This window comes from Anaerostipes faecis (assembly GCF_910574135.1).
In the GTDB taxonomy this organism is placed as follows: Bacteria; Bacillota; Clostridia; order Lachnospirales; family Lachnospiraceae; genus Anaerostipes; species Anaerostipes hominis.
The window spans coordinates 81,182-107,690 of the sequence record NZ_CAJSYK010000004.1 but is presented as its reverse complement, the minus strand read 5'-3'; the positions used below and the strand labels follow the sequence as shown (position 1 = coordinate 107,690).

General features: G+C 33.1%; 16 protein-coding genes and 2 pseudogenes. 5 read left to right on the top strand and 13 right to left on the bottom strand.

Features of this window, described 5'->3' with window-relative positions; genetic code table 11:
• Window positions 1–4: 4 nt before the first annotated feature.
• The 7 genes from QGT46_RS04670 to QGT46_RS04640 form a co-directional block, all read right to left on the bottom strand.
• Window positions 5–1,789, bottom strand: coding sequence for a CDP-glycerol glycerophosphotransferase family protein (locus QGT46_RS04670; RefSeq protein WP_148458615.1), 1,785 nt, complete (start codon window positions 1,787–1,789; stop codon window positions 5–7).
• An 18-nt stretch (window positions 1,790–1,807) separates the two neighbouring features.
• Window positions 1,808–4,627, bottom strand: coding sequence for a bifunctional glycosyltransferase/CDP-glycerol:glycerophosphate glycerophosphotransferase (locus QGT46_RS04665; RefSeq protein WP_148458616.1), 2,820 nt, complete (start codon window positions 4,625–4,627; stop codon window positions 1,808–1,810).
• A complete protein-coding gene (locus QGT46_RS04660) occupies window positions 4,620–5,684 on the bottom strand; it encodes an acyltransferase family protein (protein WP_148458617.1) in 1,065 nt (354 codons plus the stop codon). Before QGT46_RS04660 ends, QGT46_RS04665 begins: the two co-directional genes overlap by 8 nt.
• Window positions 5,685–5,886: 202 nt before the next feature.
• Window positions 5,887–7,182 carry an O-antigen ligase family protein gene (locus QGT46_RS04655; RefSeq protein ID WP_148458618.1) on the bottom strand — a complete coding sequence of 432 codons (1,296 nt, stop codon included), beginning with the start codon at window positions 7,180–7,182 and terminating at the stop codon, window positions 5,887–5,889.
• Between the two features lie 87 nt (window positions 7,183–7,269).
• Window positions 7,270–8,649: a glycerophosphodiester phosphodiesterase family protein gene (locus QGT46_RS04650; protein WP_148458619.1), complete on the bottom strand. Its 1,380-nt coding sequence runs from the start codon at window positions 8,647–8,649 to the stop codon at window positions 7,270–7,272.
• A gap of 85 nt (window positions 8,650–8,734) precedes the next feature.
• Window positions 8,735–10,579: a polysaccharide biosynthesis protein gene (locus QGT46_RS04645; protein WP_148458620.1), complete on the bottom strand. Its 1,845-nt coding sequence runs from the start codon at window positions 10,577–10,579 to the stop codon at window positions 8,735–8,737.
• A 63-nt stretch (window positions 10,580–10,642) separates the two neighbouring features.
• Window positions 10,643–11,926 (bottom strand): hypothetical protein, encoded by a 1,284-nt coding sequence (locus tag QGT46_RS04640; protein WP_148458621.1) that lies wholly within the window; start codon window positions 11,924–11,926, stop codon window positions 10,643–10,645.
• A gap of 1,033 nt (window positions 11,927–12,959) precedes the next feature.
• Between QGT46_RS04640 and QGT46_RS04635 the strand changes: the two are divergent.
• The 5 genes and pseudogenes from QGT46_RS04635 to QGT46_RS04610 all read left to right on the top strand — a co-directional run bounded on the left by QGT46_RS04635 (window position 12,960) and on the right by QGT46_RS04610 (window position 20,220).
• Window positions 12,960–14,437: pseudogene (locus QGT46_RS04635) on the top strand (transposase).
• A gap of 392 nt (window positions 14,438–14,829) precedes the next feature.
• Window positions 14,830–15,249, top strand: a complete 420-nt coding sequence (gene tnpA, locus QGT46_RS04630) for an IS66 family insertion sequence element accessory protein TnpA (RefSeq protein WP_148458622.1) — start codon at window positions 14,830–14,832, stop codon at window positions 15,247–15,249.
• On the top strand, window positions 15,243–15,587 hold the full coding sequence (tnpB, locus tag QGT46_RS04625) for an IS66 family insertion sequence element accessory protein TnpB (protein WP_148458623.1): 345 nt from the start codon (window positions 15,243–15,245) through the stop codon (window positions 15,585–15,587). The genes tnpA and tnpB overlap by 7 nt, the downstream gene beginning before the upstream one ends.
• 125 nt (window positions 15,588–15,712) lie before the next feature.
• Window positions 15,713–17,359, top strand: a pseudogene (gene tnpC, locus QGT46_RS17470) (IS66 family transposase).
• A gap of 1,382 nt (window positions 17,360–18,741) precedes the next feature.
• Window positions 18,742–20,220: a nucleotide sugar dehydrogenase gene (locus QGT46_RS04610; protein WP_148458624.1), complete on the top strand. Its 1,479-nt coding sequence runs from the start codon at window positions 18,742–18,744 to the stop codon at window positions 20,218–20,220.
• 80 nt (window positions 20,221–20,300) lie between these two features.
• On the opposite strand, the gene QGT46_RS04605 is transcribed toward QGT46_RS04610, so the two are convergent.
• From QGT46_RS04605 to QGT46_RS04580, 6 genes are all read right to left on the bottom strand, one after another.
• Window positions 20,301–21,389, bottom strand: coding sequence for an NAD-dependent epimerase/dehydratase family protein (locus tag QGT46_RS04605; protein ID WP_270430847.1), 1,089 nt, complete (start codon window positions 21,387–21,389; stop codon window positions 20,301–20,303).
• Between the two features lie 172 nt (window positions 21,390–21,561).
• Window positions 21,562–22,992, bottom strand: coding sequence for a flippase (locus QGT46_RS04600; RefSeq protein WP_301589772.1), 1,431 nt, complete (start codon window positions 22,990–22,992; stop codon window positions 21,562–21,564).
• The gene (locus tag QGT46_RS04595) at window positions 22,979–23,452 is read right to left on the bottom strand and encodes a serine O-acetyltransferase (RefSeq protein ID WP_270430850.1); all 474 of its coding nucleotides are present in this window, start codon (window positions 23,450–23,452) and stop codon (window positions 22,979–22,981) included. Before QGT46_RS04595 ends, QGT46_RS04600 begins: the two co-directional genes overlap by 14 nt.
• A gap of 23 nt (window positions 23,453–23,475) precedes the next feature.
• A complete protein-coding gene (locus QGT46_RS04590) occupies window positions 23,476–24,405 on the bottom strand; it encodes a glycosyltransferase domain-containing protein (protein WP_148458627.1) in 930 nt (309 codons plus the stop codon).
• 12 nt (window positions 24,406–24,417) lie between these two features.
• Entirely contained in the window at window positions 24,418–25,524 is a 1,107-nt protein-coding gene (locus tag QGT46_RS04585; protein WP_148458628.1) for an EpsG family protein, read from the bottom strand.
• Window positions 25,525–25,552: 28 nt separating this feature from the next.
• Window positions 25,553–26,509: a glycosyltransferase family 2 protein gene (locus QGT46_RS04580; protein WP_148458629.1), complete on the bottom strand. Its 957-nt coding sequence runs from the start codon at window positions 26,507–26,509 to the stop codon at window positions 25,553–25,555.

The window sequence follows — 26,509 nt, the reverse complement described above, 5'->3', positions numbered from 1 at the left end:
ATCGTTATCCATTCATAGTATCTAAGATCAACTCAGCTACTCTCTCAGATGATTTTCCATCCAGATCGTCAAAGAATCTAGTCTTAAAATTTTGAATCTTCTCTTCCTCAAAGTCCTTTTCTTCCATTGCAGTGAGCATCGCTTTCTCACTGTCTACAATTTTTCCTGGAACAAACAATTCATACTCATAGTAAAAACCTCTGGTAGAAATATATTGATGTAGATCAAAAGCATAAAAAAGCATCGGTATATCTAATAATGCCGCCTCAAATATAACAGAGGAGTAATCTGTTACCAATAAATCAGTAACAAACAGCAGGTCATTAATTTCTGCCTCCTCAGACAGATCGATAATATACTCTTTATACTCCTCTGGAATTTCATTCCGGTCTTGAACAAATGGATGATGTTTGATGATGATTGCATATTCTCCATTTAACGCTTCATACACCTTTTTCAAATCAAAACGGAAGACCGGATAATATCCGCTGACTTTTCCCTGTCCTCTGAAAGTAGGTGCAAACATAAGAATTTTCTTTTCTTTCAGCTTAGGATAGTGTTTATAAAATTCTTCCTGCATTCTCTTCTTATATTCTACGTCAAAGAATATATCCGTTCGTGGAATTCCAGTAGCCTTTGCCTTTTCAATAGATAGTCCAAATCCTTCTGCATAGAAATCAGCAATCTCCTGAGAGCTGACAATAGTATAATCATAGTTTCTATGACTTTTTTCCCTCTGCTTTTTCTTGCTTTTTATAAAATTGGCTCTGCTAAACCCAAATGTCTTAAATGCACCGCAAGCGTGCCACAATTGAAAAATTGAGGTCCCTTTTCTCTTAGGTATTTTGTAAAGCATAAAATAGAAATCATCGACTAAAATAATCCTAGATGTTGCCAAATATTCAGCCAGCTTAAATGATGTGGAAAGTTTCATTTCTTTTCCTTCAACAGAAGAATCTAATAGATATACAAAATCTAAACCTTGTCTTTGTCTTAGAACCTCATATACATATCCCAAATTTCCTGACAATTCATCCCTTCGGTTTGACAGAAACAAAATACGGTTTTTCTTTATTCTTCTTAGACACATAGCTTTATAATAGAATTTAAATAGATTCAGCTTAGCTCTTTTGACACCAAACTCCATACGAGAAAAATTACCATATCTCCATCGGATATGATTAAAAAATCGTTTTCCTCGATTCACTTTATTCTTAGGCGCCGATGCAGCACATTGAAACTGTTCTAGAACTGCCTCAGCAAAGAACACGGGTGTGAGCAAGACTGTTACAATCATCAAAATAAAATCCCAAATACCTCGTACACAGCTCGTGACAAATTCCATTATCTCATTGAGAATCTTAGTAGGCGCAAATTGGCTGTTTGTAATTTGTATTTCTCGTTTATTTTTTGATAGTACGGCTTTGTATTTATCATCTCCAGTTATCCTCATTCCATCTTCCAATTCAAAAGGAATATTTTTAATTCTTTCATCTCCATAGATAAACTCTAAATATACAGAGAAACTTTTTATTTCTTCTTCCCCATAGTAAATATAATTCAAATCATAGTTATGTTCTGCAAATAATACAAAAGTTTTTAAATCCTTTTTTGGATAATAGGATAAAATTCTCATTGGAATTCGGCGTATTTCCTTCCCATTATCAAAGAAAACTGCTATTTTGGGTTCTCGAACAATAGGCGAATACTCCCCTTCAATCTCAACCTGAATTTTCAACCCATCATTTTGTATATTAAGTTCCATTATTGTTAATTTATAACTATCCAACTTCAACCTCTTCTCGTGCTAATTTAAATATGATTTTATTAATTCCGCAACTCGTTCAGTAGCAAACCCATCACAGTTTCCCATTGTTTTTTTCCGAAACTTCTCAATTCCCGGAATCTCTTTCTTAGAAAGAGATTGATGAATACTATGAGGAAGTTCATTCGGATCTGTGATAAATTCTCCATATAAATCTTCTGGAAATCTGATATAAAAATCTCTTTCATAGTCATCATAATCCGGGCAATAAAAGATTACTGGTTTATTATATAAAGAATACTCAAATATGACGGAGGAATAATCTGTGATCATCAGCTCTGACACATTCATTAATGTGTACGTCGATATGTCATTTACATTCTTTATTTTAGAATATTTTTTGCCTCCGAGCAAATCATACTTCATAATGGGATGTTTTTTTATCAATAACACCTCATCATCATGTAAAGAATCATTTAAATCCTTCCAGTTAATTCTTGTATCATACTTAATTTGCTTATTCTTTTTCTCTCTGAATGTAGGACAAAAGATTATGATCCTTTTTCCCTTAAACTCAGGATATTTGTTAAAGAAATTGTCTCTGTCTTCCTGCTGTTTCCTTTTGTCTAATAAAATATCCGTCCTTGGAACCCCCAAAGCTTTTACTTTCTCCATACTAATTCCAAAAGCACCGGCGTAATATTTTCTTGTGTCCTCTGAGCTGACAATAACAGAAGAATACTGTGAGTGAGTAAATTTTTCCGTCCGCCGGTCGCTGGCCGGATAATCTAAACTAAATTTTTTGAAAGCGCCGCATGCGTGCCAAATTTGTACGACTTTCTGCTTTGGGCGAAGTTTTACTTCTCTTAAATATTTACAGTAATCATCTGTTACTATGACCTTACTCGTAAGCATGTTCCAGTAAATTCCTAATTTCTCTTTTTTGGTGTGTGGAAGACGACTTGCAAAGATGACTCTCTTAACGTCAGGTAAAGCCCGATAAACAGTCTCACTATTTTCTAAAAGAGCTCCGTCATTACGTATGCTGAAGAAAAATACTCTTCTAAATGTTGGAAGCACCGCTTTTAACAAACTGAAAAATTTACTTTTTCTAATCTGCTTTTTTTTAAGCAATTCTTCTTTGTGTCTTCGTTGATAAAGCTTCGTTCTTTTAAATTCAGTTCTGTATTTGTACTGATAAGTATAACGAATAGGAGCCAGGATAAAGATATGTCTTAAGAAATCCTTGTCACTTAAATTCGTAATAATTGGGTGGTCAATCAGCTTCTTAAAACGGAAATTACGATAAAGGTGCCTGGTGTCTTTCCATGGCTGGTCTGTAAATACAAAATTCCTATTTTTTAAAGCACTTAACCGTATAAGTTTATTTGAAAGAACATTATCCAGATGATTATAACTTGTCTTAGCCTTTGCTACCTGCCTGTAGCACAAGACATTCACAACTTCCTGTACATTAATATTCTGGATATTCCCATTGGCTAGCTGCTTCATTTTCATAACAGACATATCGATTTTATGCCCACTTAGTTCCTTATACATTCGTATCAGACTTTTGTTACCGAACAAACTTAATTGGTCGATAAACAAGACTGCCATTCCTTTTGCCACTTTCAAAGCCTGGTTTTTGGTTTCTACTGCACTTTTTGTATTTAAAGACTTTAAATTTAGTTTACTTTTATAGAATTCTTGTAATGAATCATACCTATTTTTCTGAACCAAAACTTCAAAAGCTGGAAAAAACTGATTATAAATAGAATCAACAACTAACTTTAGTTCATCTTCTTTTACATTATCTGTAATAACAATCGAGATTAAAGGTTTCTTTATCAGGTCCTTCGTTGAAAGAACAGTTTTGTTAATCCTCAGTTCCGGATTCTCTTTTTTCAATTCCTCCCACCGTTGAGGAATAATATAATTTCTATATTGCTTTACTTTTTCTAAAATTTCGTCAGTTACGTTATCATTCTCTTTCCATATCTGACGATAGAATTGATCTAGTATACTTTTCACAAGTTTTTCATATAAAGCTGAAATATAGCTAAGTTCTGTGTATCTTAATTGGAGCCCTTCCCTTGATTCCTTGTTGACAATATCTCCCCAATCTTTTTCTATTGATTTTTTTGCCATTTCAATAACATTCTCATATGCATAGATGAAGTCGTTAAATAATTCCCGGTTAACCATTTGTGTAACAGACTGACCTTCCCAGAAAAATCTCTTCCTATATTTGTTTGTTATTTCTGGACATCCTGCTATTCGATTGCTATGATAAACACACTTCATTGTAAAGATAGCATCTTCAGAATATTTAACTTTCTCAAACCTAACTTTATTTTCCTCAATTAACTCTCTCAAAAATAATTTGTTTCCAAGCATCATTGACCATATCAAATCTTCATCATACTTGCTTACAATCTTCTTTTTGGACAAAAGATCTGTATGCTTATATATTCTTTTTTTAGCAAGGCTGAATTCCTGCATCTTTCCTACAACAATCTGTGCCTTCTGTTCTTTTGCAATCCTGTACATGACTTCCAGTGACTTTTTAGGCATCAAATCATCACTATCCAAAAATGCAATGTATTCCCCTTGAGCCTTATCCAATGCATAATTCCTTGCCTTAGAAACGCCCTCATTTTTTTTAGAATAAGAAATGAATCTTGAATCTGCCCTAGAATACTTTTTCATTATCTCTAAAGAAGCATCTGTTGAGCCGTCATTAACCATCAAGACTTCATAGTCATCGAAAGTTTGATTTTGTATAGACTGTAATGAATCTTCTAAAAATAATTGTGAATTATATATTGGCATTACAATTGATATTTTTATATCGTTAATCATGCTTTTCCTCCACCTCTAAATCGTATAATAATGTTTTACCTATTCTCAGAAAAATAAACGAAATCTTTTTAAACCACTGACTAATCCATTCTCCAGACAAAAATATTGTAACAACAACTGATAAAATAATTAAAATTATTTTTCCCTGTAATGCATTTGCTATATCATAGACAAATTGTTTATGATTTAAAAAATATACATATATAAATGTATGTAATATATAAACTTGCAAAGTATTTTTTCCCCATTTTGTATATATGTGCTCATTTGGAGATATGATACACATAAACAAAACTCCAAACCACACTGCCAAAAGCAAAAAAAATCCCCTGAGTACAATTCCTTGCAGATTATTGACATTACATATATGATAGGAATATCTTCCTGTTGAAAATATCGTTAATTTCACTATATAATTGTGACAAATATATGTAAGAAAGAAGGATATTAACAATAAAATTCCTGCAAGTACCCTATACTTTTTACTTATTGTTATAAAAAATGGGGTCTTCGCTTGCTTAAAGTACATACCTCCATAAAAAAAGATACCAAAAACAAAGATTCTTGACAAGGCCATATAATCCCCGATACTCTGTACACACCCTGCTGCCAATCCGATAAGAATCAACACTATCTGTACCTTTTTTCTTTCCAAAAGTAGAATATATGGTATCAACAATTGCCAAATAATAAGAGCTATTAGATACCAAGGTACCCCTCCATCTAAAAATAACGAAAGTCTCGAACTACTTTCACCAAGCAAAAAGTAATGTTCAAAAAACAATCCAAATTTAAAAAGAATATACCATCCAAATAAATTAATTACTTTTAGAAAATTCTTTTTTATGCTAAATTTTTCATGATAAGAAAAATAACCCGACACGAACACAAAGAGAGGCATATGAAAAAAGTAAATTCCTGAGCGGATTACACTCATTATAAATGAAGAATCTTTTAATAAATCTGACATGTGTCCTATCACAACCAGTAATATTAAACCAAATTTCAAATTATCAAAATAAGGATTTCTGGTATATAAACAGTTCTTTTGTAACATGCAGCATTCTCCCCTACAACATATTTTTAATTTTCAGCATATTTTATCGTCAAATTTTACTAGTTACATTTCTAATCTTTCAGAATATTAAAACAGTCTTCTACATCCATTTAAGGCAAAAGCCAAAACCAGTCATTTTACTGAGGTGAAAAATAGGGTTATATCAAAACAATCTATGAATTTTTGTTTTGTACTTTGCCTTTTAAATCTTTCTCTCTATTCCTTCTTCCTTCTTAATCTTTGGATTTAATATCAGCATCAGCATTATTGCCGTCACAGGATAATTAGGTGATGCAATTAAAAATTGACACTCAAATAAATTAACCACTAAAAAGAAGCAAGCGCCCAAAGCCCATTTATCATTAGAAAGACGTTTAATTTTTAAAAACAGGATCATGATAAATAAAATAAAACATGGGATACCCACTACAAATAAAGTTCCAAAATATCCATTATGAAAATCAAATGTAGAATATTTTTTAAATCTTATCATCCCTAATTGTGGATTTGGATATTCCTTATTTATAATCTCTTTTCTTTCATTTTTGCTATTTTCTAAACTTCCAGAACCCCACAATAAGTTTTTTTTGGCTACATTCACATCATACTTCCATATAAGATATCTTCCAGTACTATAATTGTTTATCATTTGTTCTTTTTTAGTCATATCTTCTAATGGTTTCTTTCTACTGCTATTTTTTATAGCAAAGCTTCCTATTCCTAAAGTAGAAACGATGCTGGCCATTAATACGAAAAAAGCAAACTGCTTCCCATCCATATTAGTAAACCGAACAATTAAATAACCAATACCACAAGCTAATAATGCTACTTGCGCACTTCTACATTGTTGAAAATGAACAAACCACAGAGAAAAAATAAAATATATCCAAAATAGAATATTCCTCTTTTTAGACACTGCACATGCCAATATAATTGCAATCCCTGTTGCAACTCCTGCTATATTCGGATTTACATACAATGCTGAAAACGGATAAGTACCATAATTTCCGACTGTAGATACCCACTGAATAAAGAATGGGATTTTTGAAAAATACCCAGATGGTATACCTATATACACAAAAACTGTTCCTAAATTTAACAACAAATTAAGTATTATATAAAATCTAAATAAAAAAGTAATATTTGTTATATTTTTCAAACAAAAATGTCCAATTACAACCAAATACAAAAATTCGAGTAAAATGGTTTTATTTGTACTTACATTAACCGTAATTTTTCCCAAATAAAAACTAGCAATACGAATAATAAAATATAAAATGAGAATCCAATTTTTTTTAAGTAAATGAATCAATTCATTTTTCTCAGAATGAATTAATCCCCATATAAATGGAATCAAAAGCAGATATCCAATAAAAGAAACTATATTAAGTCTTAAATCCCATTGTAGCATTCTAGAAATCACAGTATAATGCAGAAAATATACAGATACTATAATCAAAAAAAACATATATGTTATTATATTATTTATTTTTTTCATTGTCTCTCCTCAAAACTTGCAGCCCTAGTCCTTAAAAGAGCTGTACGCATATCAAAATTGCGACAGCTCTTTATTATCTGATATAACTTACCACAATTTTGTATTTGTAGTAATGTAATCTGCGTCTCTCTGAATATAATTCCATGCAGTTTCTTTGTCATCTATCACCCATGCGCATATTGTCAGTCCAGCACTGTGAAAATCGCTAAGCGTATTAAGAGTTACATTTTTATAATTACAATCTAGCTGAATACCACGTCTTCTATAATATGATAGATTTTCCATATCAGGCGAATTCACTATATGACGAAGACTCACATTATCGGCATCATTATCTTTCTTTTTCAAGTGGCGCATACCAATGACTGTCTCTAGATTAAAGGAAGTAAATGTATAAGGTTTATTACCCATGATACGTTTTACCTCCTCATATAACCTCTTCATATCCTCATCTTTCATATTAAGCTTTTCACCGTTTTTTTGCTCTACCTTCAATTCAATCAGTGGAACTTTATCATATTTTATACATATTTTTAGATAATCTTCAATATCTGCAATTTGAGTTGCATCTTTGTTGTTTTTATATTTCGATATATTATTTCCACCAGTTATTTTCAATGCTCTTACTTCATCATAGGTCATATCTTCCGGTCTTTTATCTTTTCCACACATTTTTTTCAATGTAGTGTCATGAAGCAAAATAAACCTATTATCTTTTGTCATGCGAACATCCGTTTCCATACCCCAATATCCTTCCTTTGCTGCCAGTTCAAATGCCAGCCTTGTATTTTCTGGAGCTTGGGCACTTAGTCCTCTATGTGCAATAAATCGAGTGCTGTCACTTTTTATCTTCCCAATTACTCTGACTTTGTAACTGCCCTTTTTCTTAGAACCGTCTTTGGCGGTCGCTGTAATTGTAGCGTATCCTATTCCTCTGGCAGTTACTTTTCCTGTACTTGATACAGATGCAATTTTCTTATTAGATGATTTGTATGTAACACTTCTGTTATATGCATAAGATGGTGAAACACTCGGTTTCCTCGTATACGTCTGTCCAACCTCAAGACATTTTTGAGAAGAACTAAATTTTACGCTAGATACTTTTTTAGTCTTAACCGTAATCTTACATCTTACTCTTTTTGACTTTTGTGTCTTAACTCTGGCTGTCACATAAGCAGTTCCATTTCCAACAGCCTTGACCAAACCTTTTGAATTCACTCTGACAATTTTCTTATTACTGGAATACCATTGGAGTTTTTTCTTTTTTGCCTTTGATGGCGTAATTTTCACCTTAAAATATTTTGAGGTTCCCTTGTACATAGTTCTCTTTGTCTTTACATTAGACCATTTAATTTTTTTCACAGAATAACTTTTGGCAGATACGGAACTACTATTTGTTACAAGAAGGATTGCTATCAGCATAAAAATTGAACATAACCTAATAATCTTATTTTGAATTCTAACCATTAATAAATCTCCTCTCTCATAGTAACCATTTGTATCCTAACTTTGTCATTATATCATCTTTTTAGTAAAAACACTATCTTCGGATTCACTTTTCTATTTTATATGTATCCACTAAATCACCAACAAATTCTTTTATACTTTCTGTTTCAGAATATGCAGCATCATACAATATTTTTAATGAACTCATTAACCTATTTTTATCAATGTTGATTGGTTTTCCTATTTTAATCAATTTATTAGGTGTCGTTTTCATCCCTTCTTCACCCATCAACAATTCCTCATAAAGTTTTTCTCCCGGTCGAAGGCCTGTAAACTCTATTTTGATATCAACGTCAGGAGTATAACCAGAAAATTTGATTAAATTAGTTGCCAAATCCAATATTTTAACTGGTTCTCCCATATCCAATACAAAAATTTCTCCCCCCTTTGCATAAGCTCCTGCCTGCAGCACAAGGGAAACAGCCTCAGGAATTGTCATAAAATATCTAATAATATCTGGATGAGTAACTGTAACAGGTCCTCCTTCTTCTATTTGCTTTTTAAATAAAGGTATTACTGATCCATTTGAGCCGAGCACATTTCCAAAGCGGACTGCCACAAATTCTGTCTTTGATTTTCGCCCAAAAGTTTGTACAATCATTTCACATATTCGTTTGGTCGCTCCCATAATGTTCGTGGGATTTACAGCTTTATCAGTTGAAATTAAAATGAATTTCTCTGATCCATATTTATCTGCTGCTTTTGCAACGTGGAAAGTTCCAAACACATTATTTTTTACTGCCTCATTAGGCGAATCCTCCATCAGTGGAACATGTTTATGAGCTGCTGCATGATAAACAATATCTGGATGATATTTTGCAAACAATTTATCTATTTTTTTTGAATTCCGAACTGATGCTATTAACACTTTTAAATCCAGCATAGGATATTTGCGGATCAACTCCTGCTGAATATCATAGGCATTGTTTTCATATATATCAATTAACAACAACTGTTTAGGTCCATGCTTAGCAATTTGCCTGCAAAGTTCACTCCCAATAGACCCTCCTCCACCAGTCACCATAACAACTTTATTATTTACGTACCCCATAATTTCTTCAGTATTGATCTTGATTTGATCTCTTCCCAGTAAATCCTCAATTTCAACATTTCTTAGAGCACTGACACTCACATCACCATTTAAAATTTTGTACATTCCTGGCAAAACTTTTATTTTGCAATCTGTCTGACTGCAGATATCAATGATTTCTTTTCTTTCCAATCCAGTAATACTCGGAATTGCTATATATATCTCATCAATTTCATATTTTTCAGCCGTCTCTACAATCTTATCACGTTTTCCAACAACCTTTTTCCCCTGCAAATATCTTCCTTGTTTCGTCTCCATATCATCAATAAAACATACCACAGTTTTATTAATCTTATCTGATCCAGCAATCTCTTTTGCAATCTGGTTACCTGCTTCTCCAGCACCAATAATCATAATTTTACTTGCATCTTTATGAGACCTTTTGAATAGCCCTCTTTCCTGCAAATATAATCGAACAAACCGATAAAAAAATCGTACTCCTCCCGTTAAAGCTGTCAAAATTAGGGAGAAAATAAAGTACCATGACCGAAACATATTAACGCCCAATAAAACAAACATAACCATATTGAAAGCTGTCGTCATTAGATTACCAATAATTATATTCCTCAGTTCATAAATACTAGCATAGAGCCATAGACTAGTGTAAAATTTCATAAATATAAATATAAATATACATAAAATAACAACTAAATATATATATTTATTTAGTGCCTGGAGATAATATAATTCAATTTGTCCGTTAAAACGTATCCATAACGCTCCATAAGCCGCAATAAAAATTGAAATTATATCGAATATAAATAGGCTCATCCTCCTTATAGTAATGCTTTCAAATTTCATTTCTCTCTCCCTAATTTTTTGTAACTTGTATCAAATTTAACTGATTATTATTCTTTTGTTATATTATTTTAGAACTGCTGATCCCAAAATATTAATATTTAAATTTTCACATTTTTCGATTTCTAACGCAATATTTCGGTAATCTGAAATTCCAACTTTCTCAATTAATAATATATTTTCAAATTCTAATGCCTTTTTTAAGCTATCCTTTTCTGTTAAAATGCTTTTTCCTGCCTCAGCAATTATACCTTCCTTTCCTAAAATATCCACTAACTTTCGAATATAATCTCCAGTAAAGTTTGTCATGATATACAATTTAACAACTCCAGACTTTTTACAAAACATTGTTATTTCCGAAATTGTTTGTTCATTTAAGATCCCAAATAATTTAAGCCCAAAAATATCTCTCAATTCATACTCATGTTTTAGAGAGAAATCATGAGTATACTTAATAAAATATGCCATACACAACAGTAGAATGGCTGAGCATATTCCTACAAAAGTATACTTTATGTTAAACACTTTATATATTTTGTTTTTATCCTCATTTTTTTTATTTTCTTCCTTTTCCAAGACAAATTTTGCATTAGAACTTAAAGTTGTTTCCAATGTTTCTATCCCTGTCTGCTTTGTAGTTATAGAATTAATTATATCGTCCTGATATTTCTGAAGCTCCATATTTATATCTATTTTTGAACTTCTAGACAACATAACTAGTTTATAACTTTGCATTAATGTAGTAAATTTGTGTTTCTTGATACTTACATCTACCATTTCTGCAATTTGTTTGCACTTACTTTTGCTATAGTGAATGACTTCAACTTTAAAAGTAGTCTCAGAATTTTTTGTTCTTTCTTTTTCCGAACCATAAACAGTTATTAGCTCTCCTAATACTTCCTGTTCATAATTAAGTTTGGGGGCTATTTCATTAACTAGAGTTCCTCCCTTTATATATGTTTGATAAGCTTCTGAAATAGTCCCACTATCATCTTTTATACTTTTTATACTATACTGCAAAGTTACTTTAAATTGCCGATAAGCATTTATCTTCATGAGTTCTGAATTATTTTTATATTTTATTAAAGATTTTAACTGTCTCTTCATCAGTCTCATATTCTCAACATTTTCTTGTTCTTCCTTTGTCAGAGATTCTTCTGTAACTTTCTCTGATAAATTGCTTTTATCAGATTTAATATTCTTTATAAAATAGATACTATTAAACAAAATTACAAAAACTAATGAAACTACAACAAAAGATTTGCGCTTTGATAGAAAATAAAAAAACAATTCGGAAGCTCCAATTTCTCTCTGTTCTATTTTTTTTCTATGATCCTCACTTAAAAACATTTTCTCTTTTATAATGCTTTTCTAAAAAAGCACTATATTTCCTTTCTCTTTTATTAGTATTATTCCCATATATTATTTCACCGCTATGCAAATGCAAAATTTGGGGTTCTCTGCATTGTGATTATAACAGTTTGCTTTTATATTGTAAAGAATAGGGAAGAGTATTTTAATAAGAATACACCAAGTATTATATCTTGTATTAATAAATATAGCTTCTTCATATACAAAACCTACTGACATGCTGTTATCTGAAAATCTCAGTTGAGCAAATGATATCAATATCTACCAAGTAAATAAGAAGCAGAAAAACTAAATCAGTTATTTAATAACATATAAAATACTGTTCTCGAAATGTTTCTTAATTTCAATAATAAATTATAAGTATGCAGTGCCAAACCTCGTATCTTATTTATTGCTTAGCCCCCCGGAACTCTATCCATGACTGCCAAATTCGTTACATTGTTATTCATTTTCTTTTATTGTAAAAACTTTTATCGTCGACGCTGTAAAATTCGTTCAACAGTTCCTTGATCTACATATTTTTACAATGATTATTTCTTTCTTTACTAAAAAATATATAATATAAAATACTGGTTGAAAAGCGTGCAACAAAAATTAGAATAAACAAATTAATACAGATGACAGAAAGCTATGGAAGACAATCCTTCAGACTCAGAAGCAGTCTCTCCGAGATGGGATCACAGATATTCCTTCTCCCTTAAAAAATATGGAAGAATTCAAATCCGCAATGTGGACAATCATGTCCAATTCAGCTATCATTTCTCATAATCCAGAACTTAATAAGACACTTAATGCCCCTTATGTCATCTGATACTCAATTAAATTGCAACGGCGCTACCACCTTTGACTCCTCATATAATTATAAATCTTAGGCATTTGCGAAACGCCACAAGCCGCATAAATACGGCATTTTTTGTTTCTAAAAATCAAATAACTCCTCACTGGATATGGTACAATAGAGTTGTCTAAAAACTATAAACCACCATCCAAGAAAGGAGTTATTCTGATACCTATGATACCATATAAACAGCTTTCTTTGGCAGATATTTTTCAAGATTGCCAAAATAAATTTGATAATGACAAACCTGCGTTTCTTTCTCTATTGGAAACCCATATCGACATCGATGAAATTATTCCGATTTCTTTCAGAAATCATTTTTATGCATCAACGGGCAGAACCCGTAAATACCCTTTGCAAGCTTTCCTGTGGGCTTTGATCATTCAACGTATTTTCTCAATTCCTACAGACCAGCTTCTCTTGACTTTTCTCGCTTACTCAAAACCACTTCGTGAATTCTGTGGTTTTACCAAAGTCCCCGATGCTTCCAAAATCACTCGCTTCAAACAGGACTTTTCAGATGATTTGCAGCTCGTATTCGATCACCTTGTTGATGTTACAGAACCCATCTGCCAGGCCATCGATTCCACAAAAGCGGATATGACCATCTTTGATTCTTCTGGAATCGAAGCATTCGTTACCGAAAATAATCCAAAGTACGCTAACCGAATCATCAAGCAACTTAAAGCGTATGCGAAAGCCCCTGGCTTTGATAAGCCCTACGATCCTTATAAGGCTGCCTACGGTTCTATGCCTTCCCATGCTTCTGCAAATCCTGAAATCAAGCAACTGTATATCAATGGACATTTTTGCTATGTCTTCAAGTTTGGCATTGTCACCAACGGTCTCGGTATCATCCGTCATATCTCTTTTTATAACAAAGACTTTATGACGTCTCATCCTGATATTGTTGTTGAAAAGAAATCCGATTCCCCTGACGAAGATAAATGTGTTCACGATTCAAAACTTTTGATTCCAACACTGAAAGATTTCTTTTGCAAACATCCACTCCACTGTTCAATCCGAAAACATTCCTTGGTGATGCAGCTTTCGATACCGTAGGGCTCTATAAGAGCCTTCTTACCGGTAATACTTTTGGTGATAACAAACATTTCTCCAAAGCTTATATTCCTCTGAATGCAAGATCCGGACTTGAAAATCAGGATTATACCATCAATGAAGACGGTATTCCATGTTGTCCCAATGATTCTTCTTTATCCATGAAATACGAAAGTACTTCCAAACTTCGTAGCGGCGTGACAAGATATAAATTCGTCTGTCCAAAAATCAAATGGGTTCGGGATGATACAACCGGAAAATATCACAGACTTTGTTGTTGTGAAAATCCTTGTACTTCTTCATCGTACGGTCGTATGGTCTACATCTATCCGGAAAAGAATCTTCGTGCTTATCCCGGAACAATCCGCGGAACCAAAGAATGGGATAACACCTACAAAATCAGGACAGTTCTTGAAAGAGACATCAATCACATCAAGGATAATCTTTGTCTTGCAGGACGCCGAACTCAAAACGAGAATACTTTACATGCTGATCTGATCCTTGCCGGCATCACACAGCTTATTACTGTTGTCCTTGCAGATAAGATCAAACATCATGAATACATTCGTAGCTTGAAACCTCTCATTGCATAGGACTTACCAACTCCATAAAGCCTATGGCTTATTAAAGTGCGCCTAAAATGTCCGGTTATCCACATTTCATTCCAGAATTCGTGCAAAGCACGAATTCTTCCTTGTTTTGGTTCAAGATTGCGAACGAGCTTAGCGAGTTTCGCAATTACCTATTATAAATCTGATCCTTTTGTCAATCTTTTTAATATGTCCAAATTTACGAATTTCAGATTTTGTTAGCTGTTAACCAACAAAACTGTGTAAACTGCAACAAAGCGAAACCTATAGTAAGCGCTTAAATTTTGGTCGGGTCGACACTGGGTAGAAATTCCATCATAATGATAGTGATAGTTTTTTACTACAATACATAACAGGTAGTAGATAGACTTTTACTACAATTACGGAGGAGTTTCATGAGCAATGCTAATACACCCACTCGTTCTCTAAAAGAATGGATGGAACTGATCACAGAGTGTCGACAAAGCGGCCTGTCTGATGCCGCCCGGTGCAGGCAACACCAGATTTCGGTTAGCAGTTTTTACAATGCAGCAACCCGGCTTAGAAGAAAAGCCTGCACAATACCAGATCCGGTTGATAAACCGACCACGACCAAGCTTGACTTAACATCCAATCATCAGGATGTGGTTAAGATAGATATTCAATCTGAAGGACTCCAGCCTGATATTGTTCGGACTATGGATCCTTCCATGCACCTCGACAATACACATACGATCGAACTTAAGATGGATGACGTTTCCATTAAGATCAGCAATTCGGCAGATCCATTTTTGCTTCAACAGATCATCCGGATGTTGCGTCCGACACAATGTTAGCGGATATCTCCGGGGTCGATGCAATCTACATCGTGACCGGCTATACGGATATGAGAAAGTCTATCGATGGTCTGATGGCTCTTATCCAGGATCAGTTTCCGAAGAACAGTGATGAGAATGCACTCTTTCTTTTTTTTGGAAGAAAGAGTGACCGAATAAAAGCTATTCTGAAGGAATCTGACGGTATCGTTATGATTTACAAAAAACTGACTGCCCAGGGTCGCTACCGCTGGCCAAGAAACAAATCGGAGGTAAGAAATCTTACCTGGAGGGAGTTTGACTGGCTCATGTCAGGCATCGATATCGACCAGCCAAAAGCCATAAAAACGTCTTCATAAAGGGAATGAATTATGCCCATGAAAAGCTTGTTTTTCCCTTTATTTTCAACATTTTTCAGGCCTTGTTTTCCTGTAAAAACACATCTTTTTCTGGTATAATAAATGTCAGAAAAGAGGTGAAAACAGTGGCTCAGAATGCAAAAGACTTACAGCTGAGAGAGTTAAAAGACCTTGTAAATGAACTCAGGGAAACAACAAAACTTCTCAGAAAAACGCTCGAAGATGTACAAAAAGAAAAAGCAGCAATCCAGCAGGAACGTGACAACTTCAAAGAACAGGTGGACTATCTGACTAAGAAGCTTTTTGGTTCTTCCAGCGAAAAAGGCACCTGTGAAATCCCGGGTCAGATGAATCTCTTCAACGAAGCTGAGGAAGAAGCCACTGTTTCTCCGGATCCGGAAAATCCTGATGCAGCCACTGGAACCTCTGAAGAAACCAAACAGCGTCGGAAACGTTCTACAAACGAAGAGCGTTTTAAAGGTCTTCCTGTAAAAAAAGTAATGCTCGAACCGGACAAAGAGAATCTTGTCTGCAGCAAATGCGGCGGTGAAATGGTTCCAATCGGTACAGAGTTTGTACGCCGTGAGCTTAAGATTGTACCTGCCAGAGCAACAGTCATAGAATACTACAGCGTGAACTATGCCTGCAAAGAGTACAAAAAGAATGCCGAGGTTCCCACCATTGTTAAAGGTAAGGATGGAAAAGCCCATATGATGTATGGTATGGCATCAGCATCTACCGTTGCATGGGTGGTTTAGCAGAAGTTCTGTAATGGCATGCCTTTATATAGAATCTCACAGGATCTTGACCGGCTTGGTGCTAAAATCAGCCGTGCTACACTGGCAAACTGGGTAATCAAAAACTCGGATGCTTTCTTCACTCCGATGTATGACTTTTTTCGCAGGAAACTGTTGGAAAGAAAGTTTGCAATGGCTGACAAGACACCGGTACAGGTACTTCACGAACCAGAACGCCGTGCACAGACAAAGTCGTTTATGTGGCTGTTCCGCAGCGGTGAGGATGGTGAGCATCCGATCATCATCTACAAGTATTCCGAAACAAGAGCAGGTGATACAGCAGTAGATTTTCTGGATGGATTCGACGGTTATCTGATGTGCGATGGATACAGCGGTTACAACAAGGTAACAACTGCAACACGTCTTGCCTGTTGGGCACACATCCGAAGATACCTGATTGATGCAATTCCCAAAGGAAAACAGCTGGATTATACACAGCCTGCAGTGCAGGGAGTCATGTATACCAATCAGCTCTTTGATCTGGAAAACAAGATCCGAAACAAATATAAAACGTTCGATGCCATCAAGGAAGCCCGGCTGAAACAGGAAAAGCCGATCATTGAAGGCTTTTTGTCGTGGCTTGAGATGCAGGACCCGGTTCGTAATTCCAGACTGGACAAGGCAGTGACCTACATTCGTAACAGAAAGGATTATCTTTCCAACTATCTGGAAGATGGACGCTGCAGTTTCTCAAATAATCTGTCCGAAAACTGCATTCGCCCGTTCGTAGTTGGAAGAAAAGGATGGCTGTTCTGCGATACCCCTGCCGGAGCACAGGCAAGCGCCATAGCCTATACTATGGTGGAAATGGCCAAAGCCAACAACATTAACGTTTACCATTATCTAACATTTCTGTTTGAACATCAGACCAGTTTCCAGATGACAGATCAGGAACTGGAGAAGCTTACGCCATGGAATGAAAGTGTAAAAGCAGAAATTCAACGACGCGTCGATGTTCAGAACAACGATGTGTAATCAATAAGTTTAAACATATGTGAATTGTCAAGGTGCTTCAGGTGGATAAAAGTCCGGCTGAGGCATTTTTTATGCCTAACGGCTGAAATTTAAGCGCTTACAACCTATACGCAAAAAATAAAGATTTCTATCCTACAACAGATAACAAAAACAATGTACAGGAACACGAATATAACACCAAGAAAAATCTGCAACTATCCTTTGAAGAAGCCGAAAAACCAACTACCTCTCGAGAAGAATTGAAAGAAATCGAAGGATAGCTAAATGACATCAATCAACAGATTCATTATACCGACAGTATCTGGTAACTAAATCTTTTTTACAGACATTAAAAGCAAGAAATAAAAAAATTCATTAAAGAACATTCCACAGAAGCACCAATTTTATAAAGCTACCGTTAAAAATTTGAAGAAGAAAAATTCAAATGACAGCTATTCCTCTATGAGATTGATCAAAGAAAAAAGCTGACCATGAAACGTTCAGCCCAAAATAACAAATGTTCATATTTTAGATCTTATCATAAAGAACACTGTACTATATGTGCCAATGTCGATGATATTTTGGAGATATCCATACCCGTCAGCTGGAAGGAGAAAAATCTTAAGGCGTCTTATAATGACAGGGATCTGGAAAGCATTACTCCTCTAATTTTAAGGATATTCCTATTTTCCGAATTTTTCCTCACGGAGATTAGTACAATATGATCAGTGCTCCCTTTCATACAAACTCGACATACTAATAGACACATTCGGTTTTAGATATTCTTTTCAATATTATCTCACTTCACTTTACTGTTTTACAATATTTGAGATAAGTGGTATATAATATTTCAAATATATTTCATCATACTGCCTGCATTTGGTTAATCGCCCTAATTACCATTGAAAATAACATCTTAAAATATTATTCGTTATTACCACTTTCTACTATGTATGAACCTTAATAGGAGTGTTATCTATCTCCACAGCCATTTCCATTAAAAATACTCATTGTTAAAGTACTGCCAAAAAATGTGTTCAATTTACGACAAGAATTTCCATTATGATAGCTGTCAACAATCGCATCACATGATGTCAGTTCTTCTATTCCGAAAGATAAACCAGATTTCTGTAACTATTCTGATCGTGCCCTAATTTTTTCTACACTTTGTGTTTTATACCCTATTTTTATAAAATCATTCTTTCTTTTCTATACTCAAAACGTTTTTAGTCATTTAAAATAACTTTTTTATTTCTCTGTATATGCTATATTTTCATTTTTTGATAATATTCATTGCATTTTTGAGTTGAATTTGTTATAATAATATAGTTTTAAATTATAAATTGAGTATCATTTTTAGTCATTTTAAATGACCTTCATTATAAAATGAAAGGAACACACAAATGAAGAAATTATCTTTATCCCTTTTAGCAAAACAGATCCTAGATACCAGAAAAGAAAAAAAACTTTCCCAAAAACAATTATCGGAATTGACAGGGATCAACCGCGGAATGATTGTCCGTCTAGAAGCACAGGATTATATACCATCTATTCCACAGTTGGAAAGTCTTGGTGAAGTGCTTGATTTTGAGCCAACTTCTCTCTTTGTTAATGAAAGTAATGAAAATGCTTTAGAAAAATGTTCTCCACTGAATATTGCTGTGGCTGGAACTGGGTATGTTGGATTGTCCATCGCTACCCTGCTGGCACAACATAACCATGTAACAGCCGTTGACATTATTCCAGAGAAAGTGGAACTGATTAATAATAAGAAATCTCCTATCCAAGATGATTATATTGAGCAATATTTGACTGAAAAAGACTTAGATCTGACAGCCACTCTTGACGGAGAAGAAACCTATAAAAATGCTGACTTCGTTGTTATTGCTACTCCAACTAATTATGATAGCAAAAAGAACTATTTTGACACTTCTGCTGTGGAAACTGTAATAGAACTGGTCCATAGAGTAAATCCTAATGCAATCATGGTAATAAAATCCACTATTCCCGTCGGATTCACTGCTAACGTCCGTGAGAAATACAACACAAAGAATATTATTTTTAGTCCGGAATTCCTGAGAGAATCCAAAGCACTATATGATAATCTTTATCCAAGTCGTATTATTATGTCAACCGACAAATCAGATGAAAGACTGGTAAAGGCATCTCATACTTTTGCTGCATTACTCCAGGAAGGTGCTTTAAAAGAAAATATTAATACGTTATTTATGGGGTTTACAGAAGCTGAAGCAGTAAAACTCTTTGCTAACACTTATCTGGCTCTAAGAGTTTCCTACTTCAATGAATTAGATACTTATGCAGAGATAAAGGGATTAGATACTCAGGCGATTATCAACGGAGTATGTCTCGATCCACGAATCGGAACACACTATAACAACCCAAGTTTTGGCTATGGCGGTTACTGCTTACCAAAAGATACAAAACAGCTTCTTGCAAACTATAATGAAGTACCTCAGAACATGATAAGCGCTATCGTAGAAAGTAATAGAACCAGAAAAGATTTCATTGCTGACCGTGTGTTAGAACTTGCTGGGGCATATGAAGCAAACAGTTCCTGGGACGCAGCTAAGGAAAAAGAAGTGGTTGTTGGTGTATATCGGCTGACAATGAAGAGTAACAGTGACAACTTCCGTCAAAGCAGTATTCAAGGTGTTATGAAGCGAATCAAAGCCAAAGGTGCAACTGTAGTGATTTATGAACCAACGCTCGAAAATGGCACCACATTTTATGGTTCAAAGATAATTAATAATTTGGATGAATTTAAGAAAATCAGCAACAGTATTATTGCTAACAGATATGACACCAGCTTAGATGATGTAAAAGAAAAAGTCTATACAAGGGATCTCTTCATGAGAGATTAAAAATTTCATCCCAGGGCATTGTTGTAGCTCTGGGATAAATTTATGGCATGATTTTTTTGAATCAATGCATTAAAGCGTTCCTATACCTGATAGAACTTCTTATACCACTCGGCAAATCTGCGAAGCCCCTCACGAAGATTCGTACTTGGTTTAAAGCCAAAATCTCGTTCTAATGGGGTCGTATCTGCATAAGTGACAGAAACATCTCCCGGCTGCATTGCAACCAATTCTTTATGTGCCTCAAAATTATAGTCTGCTGGTAGCACTTCTGCTCCAATCAGCTCTTCCTGAAGGATTGTTACGAAATCAAGCAGATTTTCCGGCTTATTATTTCCAATATTATAAACTCTATAAGGTGGAATTGGTAGTCCATCTTCTCCCTTCTTTTTTTCAGGAGGTGCCTGCATTACACGTTTCACACCTTCTACAATATCATCTATATATGTAAAATCTCGTTTACAATTTCCATAATTAAAAATCTGAATTGTTTCACCTTTTAATAATTTGTTTGTAAATCCAAAATATGCCATATCAGGTCTTCCCGCAGGACCATACACAGTAAAGAATCGAAGTCCGGTAGATGGAATATTATACAACTTGCTATAAGCATGAGCCATCAATTCATTGGATTTCTTTGTAGCTGCATATAAAGAAACAGGATTATCCACCTTATCATCCGCCGAATATGGAACTTTTTTATTAGTGCCATACACAGAGGAAGAAGAAGCATATACTAAATGTTCCACTCCCTTTGCTGCATTGTCATAAGAATGACGGCAAGCTTCAAGAATATTGTAGAATCCAATCAAATTAGACTCAATATAATCATCTGGATTTGTTATGGAATAACGTACACCAGCTTGTGCTGCCAAATTCACCACAATATCAGGTTTATGCTCTTTAAATATCTTATCAACAAGTAATTTATCTGAGATAGAGCCTTTTATAAATTTCCACAATGAAGTCGGATAATTTTCGAGTTCCTTTTTTATTTCTGCAAGTCTCCACTCCTTAATACTAACATCATAATACTCATTCAAATTATCTACACCGATTATTTTAAGATTTGATTCTTTTTTTAGTAGATCCAAAATTAAATTCGAACCAATAAAACCAGCTGCCCCAGTAACTAAAATTGTTTTATTACTTATTTTTATATTTCTTAACATGGTTGTTTACTCCGTTCTTCACTTTAAATCACTTTTCTTCTTTGTATTTAATCTTCTCTAACATCCAAAATATTTTAAGCTTCTTTTCTATGTGCTCATATATTTAATCAACTTTACAGCAGTTCTGTATATTATACCAATTCATTGATTGATTTCATATATAGAATATTAATCAATGAATTAATTCCTTAATTGATATTTTTCTTATTCTAGTATAAATAAATGCTTGAAGCAACAAAGTTATAATATATATAAGCACACCAATAACTATTTTCAAAAACAGCAACCCTATAATTCTTATATCACTGCTATTGAAATTATAAATAATTAGAAACATAACAACACTAGAAACCAAAAACGGAACAGTTGTAAAAATATATTTTCCCAATTCTACTTTTTTTCGAATCATGTAAGATTGATACACACATACCACTATTTCTGAAAGCAATGTTCCAACAGCAGCTCCCACTGCAAAGTATTTTGGAATCAGTAATGAATTTACTATCAGATTAGTTACTGCGCCAAAAAAAGCAGATGTAACATATATTTTATCTAATTTTTTCGGAATCAAATATTGAGTTCGCAATACATTCCCGAATCCCAAGAAAAAACAACTTGGTAATAAAATCAAAAATAAATTAATACATTCCTCATAACCAGACCCATAAAAAATGGGAATAAATTCCTTTGAAACTCCCATTATTCCAGCTGCCATTGAACTTGATAAAAATGCAGCCAAGACAATACTTTTATAAAGCAAATTCTTTGTTTTATCACTATTTTTTTCAGTTGCAAACATATTTGTCATTCTAGGAAGCATGACTGTTCCCAATGAAGTAATAAGTGAAGTTGGAATAAGAATAATTCTTTCTGCTGACTCATAAAATCCCACTTGTGATGTATTCGATAACATTCCAAGCATAATTTTATCCATGATCTTATACAAACTAACTGCTATCACGGTTAAAAATAATACTAAATTAGGTTTTATATGCACTTTTATTTCAGAAAATGAAGGAAAATAAAAAGGAACTATTTTTTTTATGTATGGCCATAAAGCAATTTGACTTAAAAATATACCCATCACCATTATCAAACAATATGTGTATACATCTTCTGCGTTACGCACAAAAATAAATATACATGCTGTTGTTAATACTTTAATTAAAGTATTTCTGATTACTGTTGCCTTAAACATTTCTATCCCAAATAAAAACCAGTTAATATCAAAGCAAGCAGAAATCACGTAAATAGACATAATTAATGCAGCAAATGTATTTCTTGCAATACTGAAACAGTAAATAAAATATATTAAAGAAACAGATATACCTAAAAATAATTGCATGAAGTATATACTCCAAAAATTCTCTTTCAATAATTTTTTATCGTTTCTAATGCTTGCTATTGTTCTATTTCCATAATTATTCAATCCTAACATTATGAACAAAACATAATATTGAGAAACAGAATATGAATAAGAATAAACACCTATTCCATTTGCGCCTAATACTCTGGAAATGTATGGAGTTGTAATAAGTGGCATTGCTATAACCAGCAGCTGATAGATTGAATTGTAAATAAAGTTCTTTTTAATAGAATTCATTTTCATCCCCTCTATATTTTAATATTTTAGCTGGTATACCTCCAACTACAGCATTAGCTGGAACATCACTATTAACAAATGAATTTGCACCTATAATTGAGTTTTCACCTATAATTATTCCACCTACTATCTTCGCCCCGGGATAAATAATCACATTGTCTTTAACTGTTGGGTATTGCCCTTTATTCTGACCTAGTGTTACTTCGTGATATATTTTGCATTTCTTTCCAATAATCGAACCATTCCCCAATACTATCGCGTATGGATGCGGTAGCCATATATCATTCCCAATTTTTACATTGTCACCAATTTCAATATGTTCTTTCCGATTTAATCGCTTTCTCAATATGAAAGAAATAAATCTACTTCTCGTATTCACGGTCAACCAGACCATCTTTCCTAATCTAAATGCTCTATTTGAAACACACAAATATACATCACCCAAAATATGCTTTATCATAGTTTTCATCCTATACTTTACTATTAATGACTGTAAACTCTTATTTTAGTATTCTTATACAAATTTTTCCCTAATGTACCCACTTCGGATATTTTTATATTATTTTTCCATAAAATGAAAGGAAAAGATAGTTGATCTCTTAAACTTCCTTGTTTCAAAAATTCATCCCACCATTGATTATAAATCTCTTTTGCTTTTTTTGATTCTAATAAGGTTACCATTACTGTACATTCAATCATTCCATAGTGTTGTGGAAATCCTTGCTTTTCATATGAAAAAATCTGTTTACGCATTTCTTCTATTTTACCTTTTCCCTTTAATTCACAAGTTTTTTCCTCAAGATATATACAATCTCTAAATCGATGCTGATGGGCTGCTATTCCTATTTCCTTATTTAACATTTCACCAAATACAGATATGTCTGAAATTGTTTGTACATTTCCATCAATATATATTGCCAAATTGTACTCATCCTCAAACAATTCATGTGGATGCATCTTTATATACCGATTGATTAATATATTAGGATAATCAAGTAATTTTTCGGGAATTTCATGAATTTTCCACAATGAATTTGATAATTTATTTTTATCTATTCTATCTGTAAACATTATGTAATCTATATTATTTAATTTAAGCAATGGCTCTTTAGGAGAATCATAACCTCCTGTGATACATGTATATATTACAACTTTTTGATTTTCATTTCCAAAGTGAAGATATTTCTTCCAATCATTTTCTGAAATATTATCCGTTTCTTGGACATCATAAATTTTACTAGCTTTACGATGTTTAAAAAAGCCTGAAACATGAGAAAGTATTTCATGATTTTTAATAATTTCTTTCCACCTAAGAATTTTTTCCCCCTCAACATATTCTTTTGAGTCATACACATTTTTTAATTCTTTATTCATCATTTCTAATGCATATAAAAGTTTTTCATCCTTATTCATTCTTTAACCTCATCATATCCAACCAAATCTATTAATTACTCTTACTGCGTTACCAACTATAATTATAAAAAACAAAATAATTTTCCATGAACGAGAAATCGATCGTCTAGTATAAACCTCATGTAACATAGGTACATTCATTAACGTAAACAAATCTGTGATTCGGCTGAAACCTGGAATTGTTGCCAAAAAAAGCATAATAATAAATCCATAAAAATAGGGATTAAACAGTCTATAAATTTCATCTTCATCATAGATTGTAAATAAGGTAACTGTTCCTATTGCCCAATCTAACATAACAGCTTTTCCAGCTTCATTTACACCAACAGCTGCATTTACAAATCGAAGATAATCAAAAGCAGGAATTTTTTCAACAATAAATCCTATTATAGTACTCGAATAAGTATATAATATAGTAGAAAAATTTACAAACATTAGAATTCCTACTACAAACCAAGCAACTTGCATTATTTTCTTATCAATTTTTGGCGCAAAAATCATTATAAAAAATACGATAATAGTAATTATACTCAATTTATGAAAACTAAACCCCATGATAGTTAGTAAAATTGCACTTGGTATCTTTTTATTAATAAATCTTGCAAATGCAATCAACATACATCCTATAGCTATACCTGCTCTGATTGTCATTCCACAATAATACAGTCCAAAATATGATGTAAAAATGACGAATAGCATTGGCAAATTAAGCTCATACCTATCTTTGTCATTCCTATGAATATACGTAATTATTTTTAAAAGTCCATATAACCAAGAAATACAAATAAAAAATGATGACATGAAAAAAAACACTCTAGGATTTATCGAAATAAATTTTTTAAATAATACAATAAACCAGATAAACCCATATTCAAAACCAAATTTTCTATTATCACTTACAAACGAAAAGCCATAATTATTGCTTGTGCTTATTTGCTCAAAACTATAATTGTACCAATTTGTATCAGGTACTTCTAGACTTCTATTTGCCATAATTAACGATAATAAAAATGCTATAACCACGCAGAAAAAAAGCTTCATGCTTTTGTATTTAGGGAATTTCAACATGACAATAACAAGTATTGTAATTTCAAATATCAATATTCCTGCTGAAAACATATATTGTATTACTCCTCACTTTATTTCATTAATGAAATAATATAATAAATATATCCTTCATAAATGAATGTTCTGTTTTTGATGAATATTTCCCATAAGTTCCATTTAAACAGTTATGTATACTTTGAGCTAGTGAAATAATTCTTGATGTATTCAACAAATTGGATTTCCATTCATAAAAAGAATACGCATTTTTAAGTTCCTTACCAAACACTTCATTTTGGGAAGCTAAATTCATAACATCCGCGAATTTATTCTTATATCTATTATTACTTTTTTGAACATTATAAACTGTATCCTTAATGCTCACAAATTTTCTATGTCGAGAATCTCCTATAACATTATTCGAATGCTGACGATAATAAACTAATGGTTTATCTATATAATCGACCCTACCCTTCATTAAGGCATACCATCCAATGCACTCATCATGAAGCATATGTTTGCTAAACCAAAAACTATCATCTATTAAATTACGCCTGAGAGCCATGCACATACCCGTAAAAATATTTCTTTTAAGCATTTCTATTTGCAAACATTCTTCAAACTCTTGCTGTGAAGGTCGAAAGTTTATCGTATCCCATAAATATTTTCCTGTAGGCTTCAAGTCGACGTTTGTGATATATGCATTTGAAAACAACAAATCAACATCTTTCTCTTCCTTAAATTTTGATATAAAAGTAGCAACCTTATTAGGTAACCAAACATCATCTTGGTCACAAAAAAACACAATATCCCCTGTTGAAGCAAATAAAGCTTCTTTAAAACTCGACACAACCCCCTGATTAATGTCATGTTGCAATATACTGTATTTTATATTTTCTCCGCCTAGTTTATCGTTACAGATTTTGAGTGTTTCATCACTAGAAGCATCATCGCAAATTATGATTTCATTAACTCTAACAGATTGAGCCAAGATGCTCTCTAATTGTTCCTCGATGTATTTTTCCCCATTATATGTAGCAATTACGACACTTATATTCAT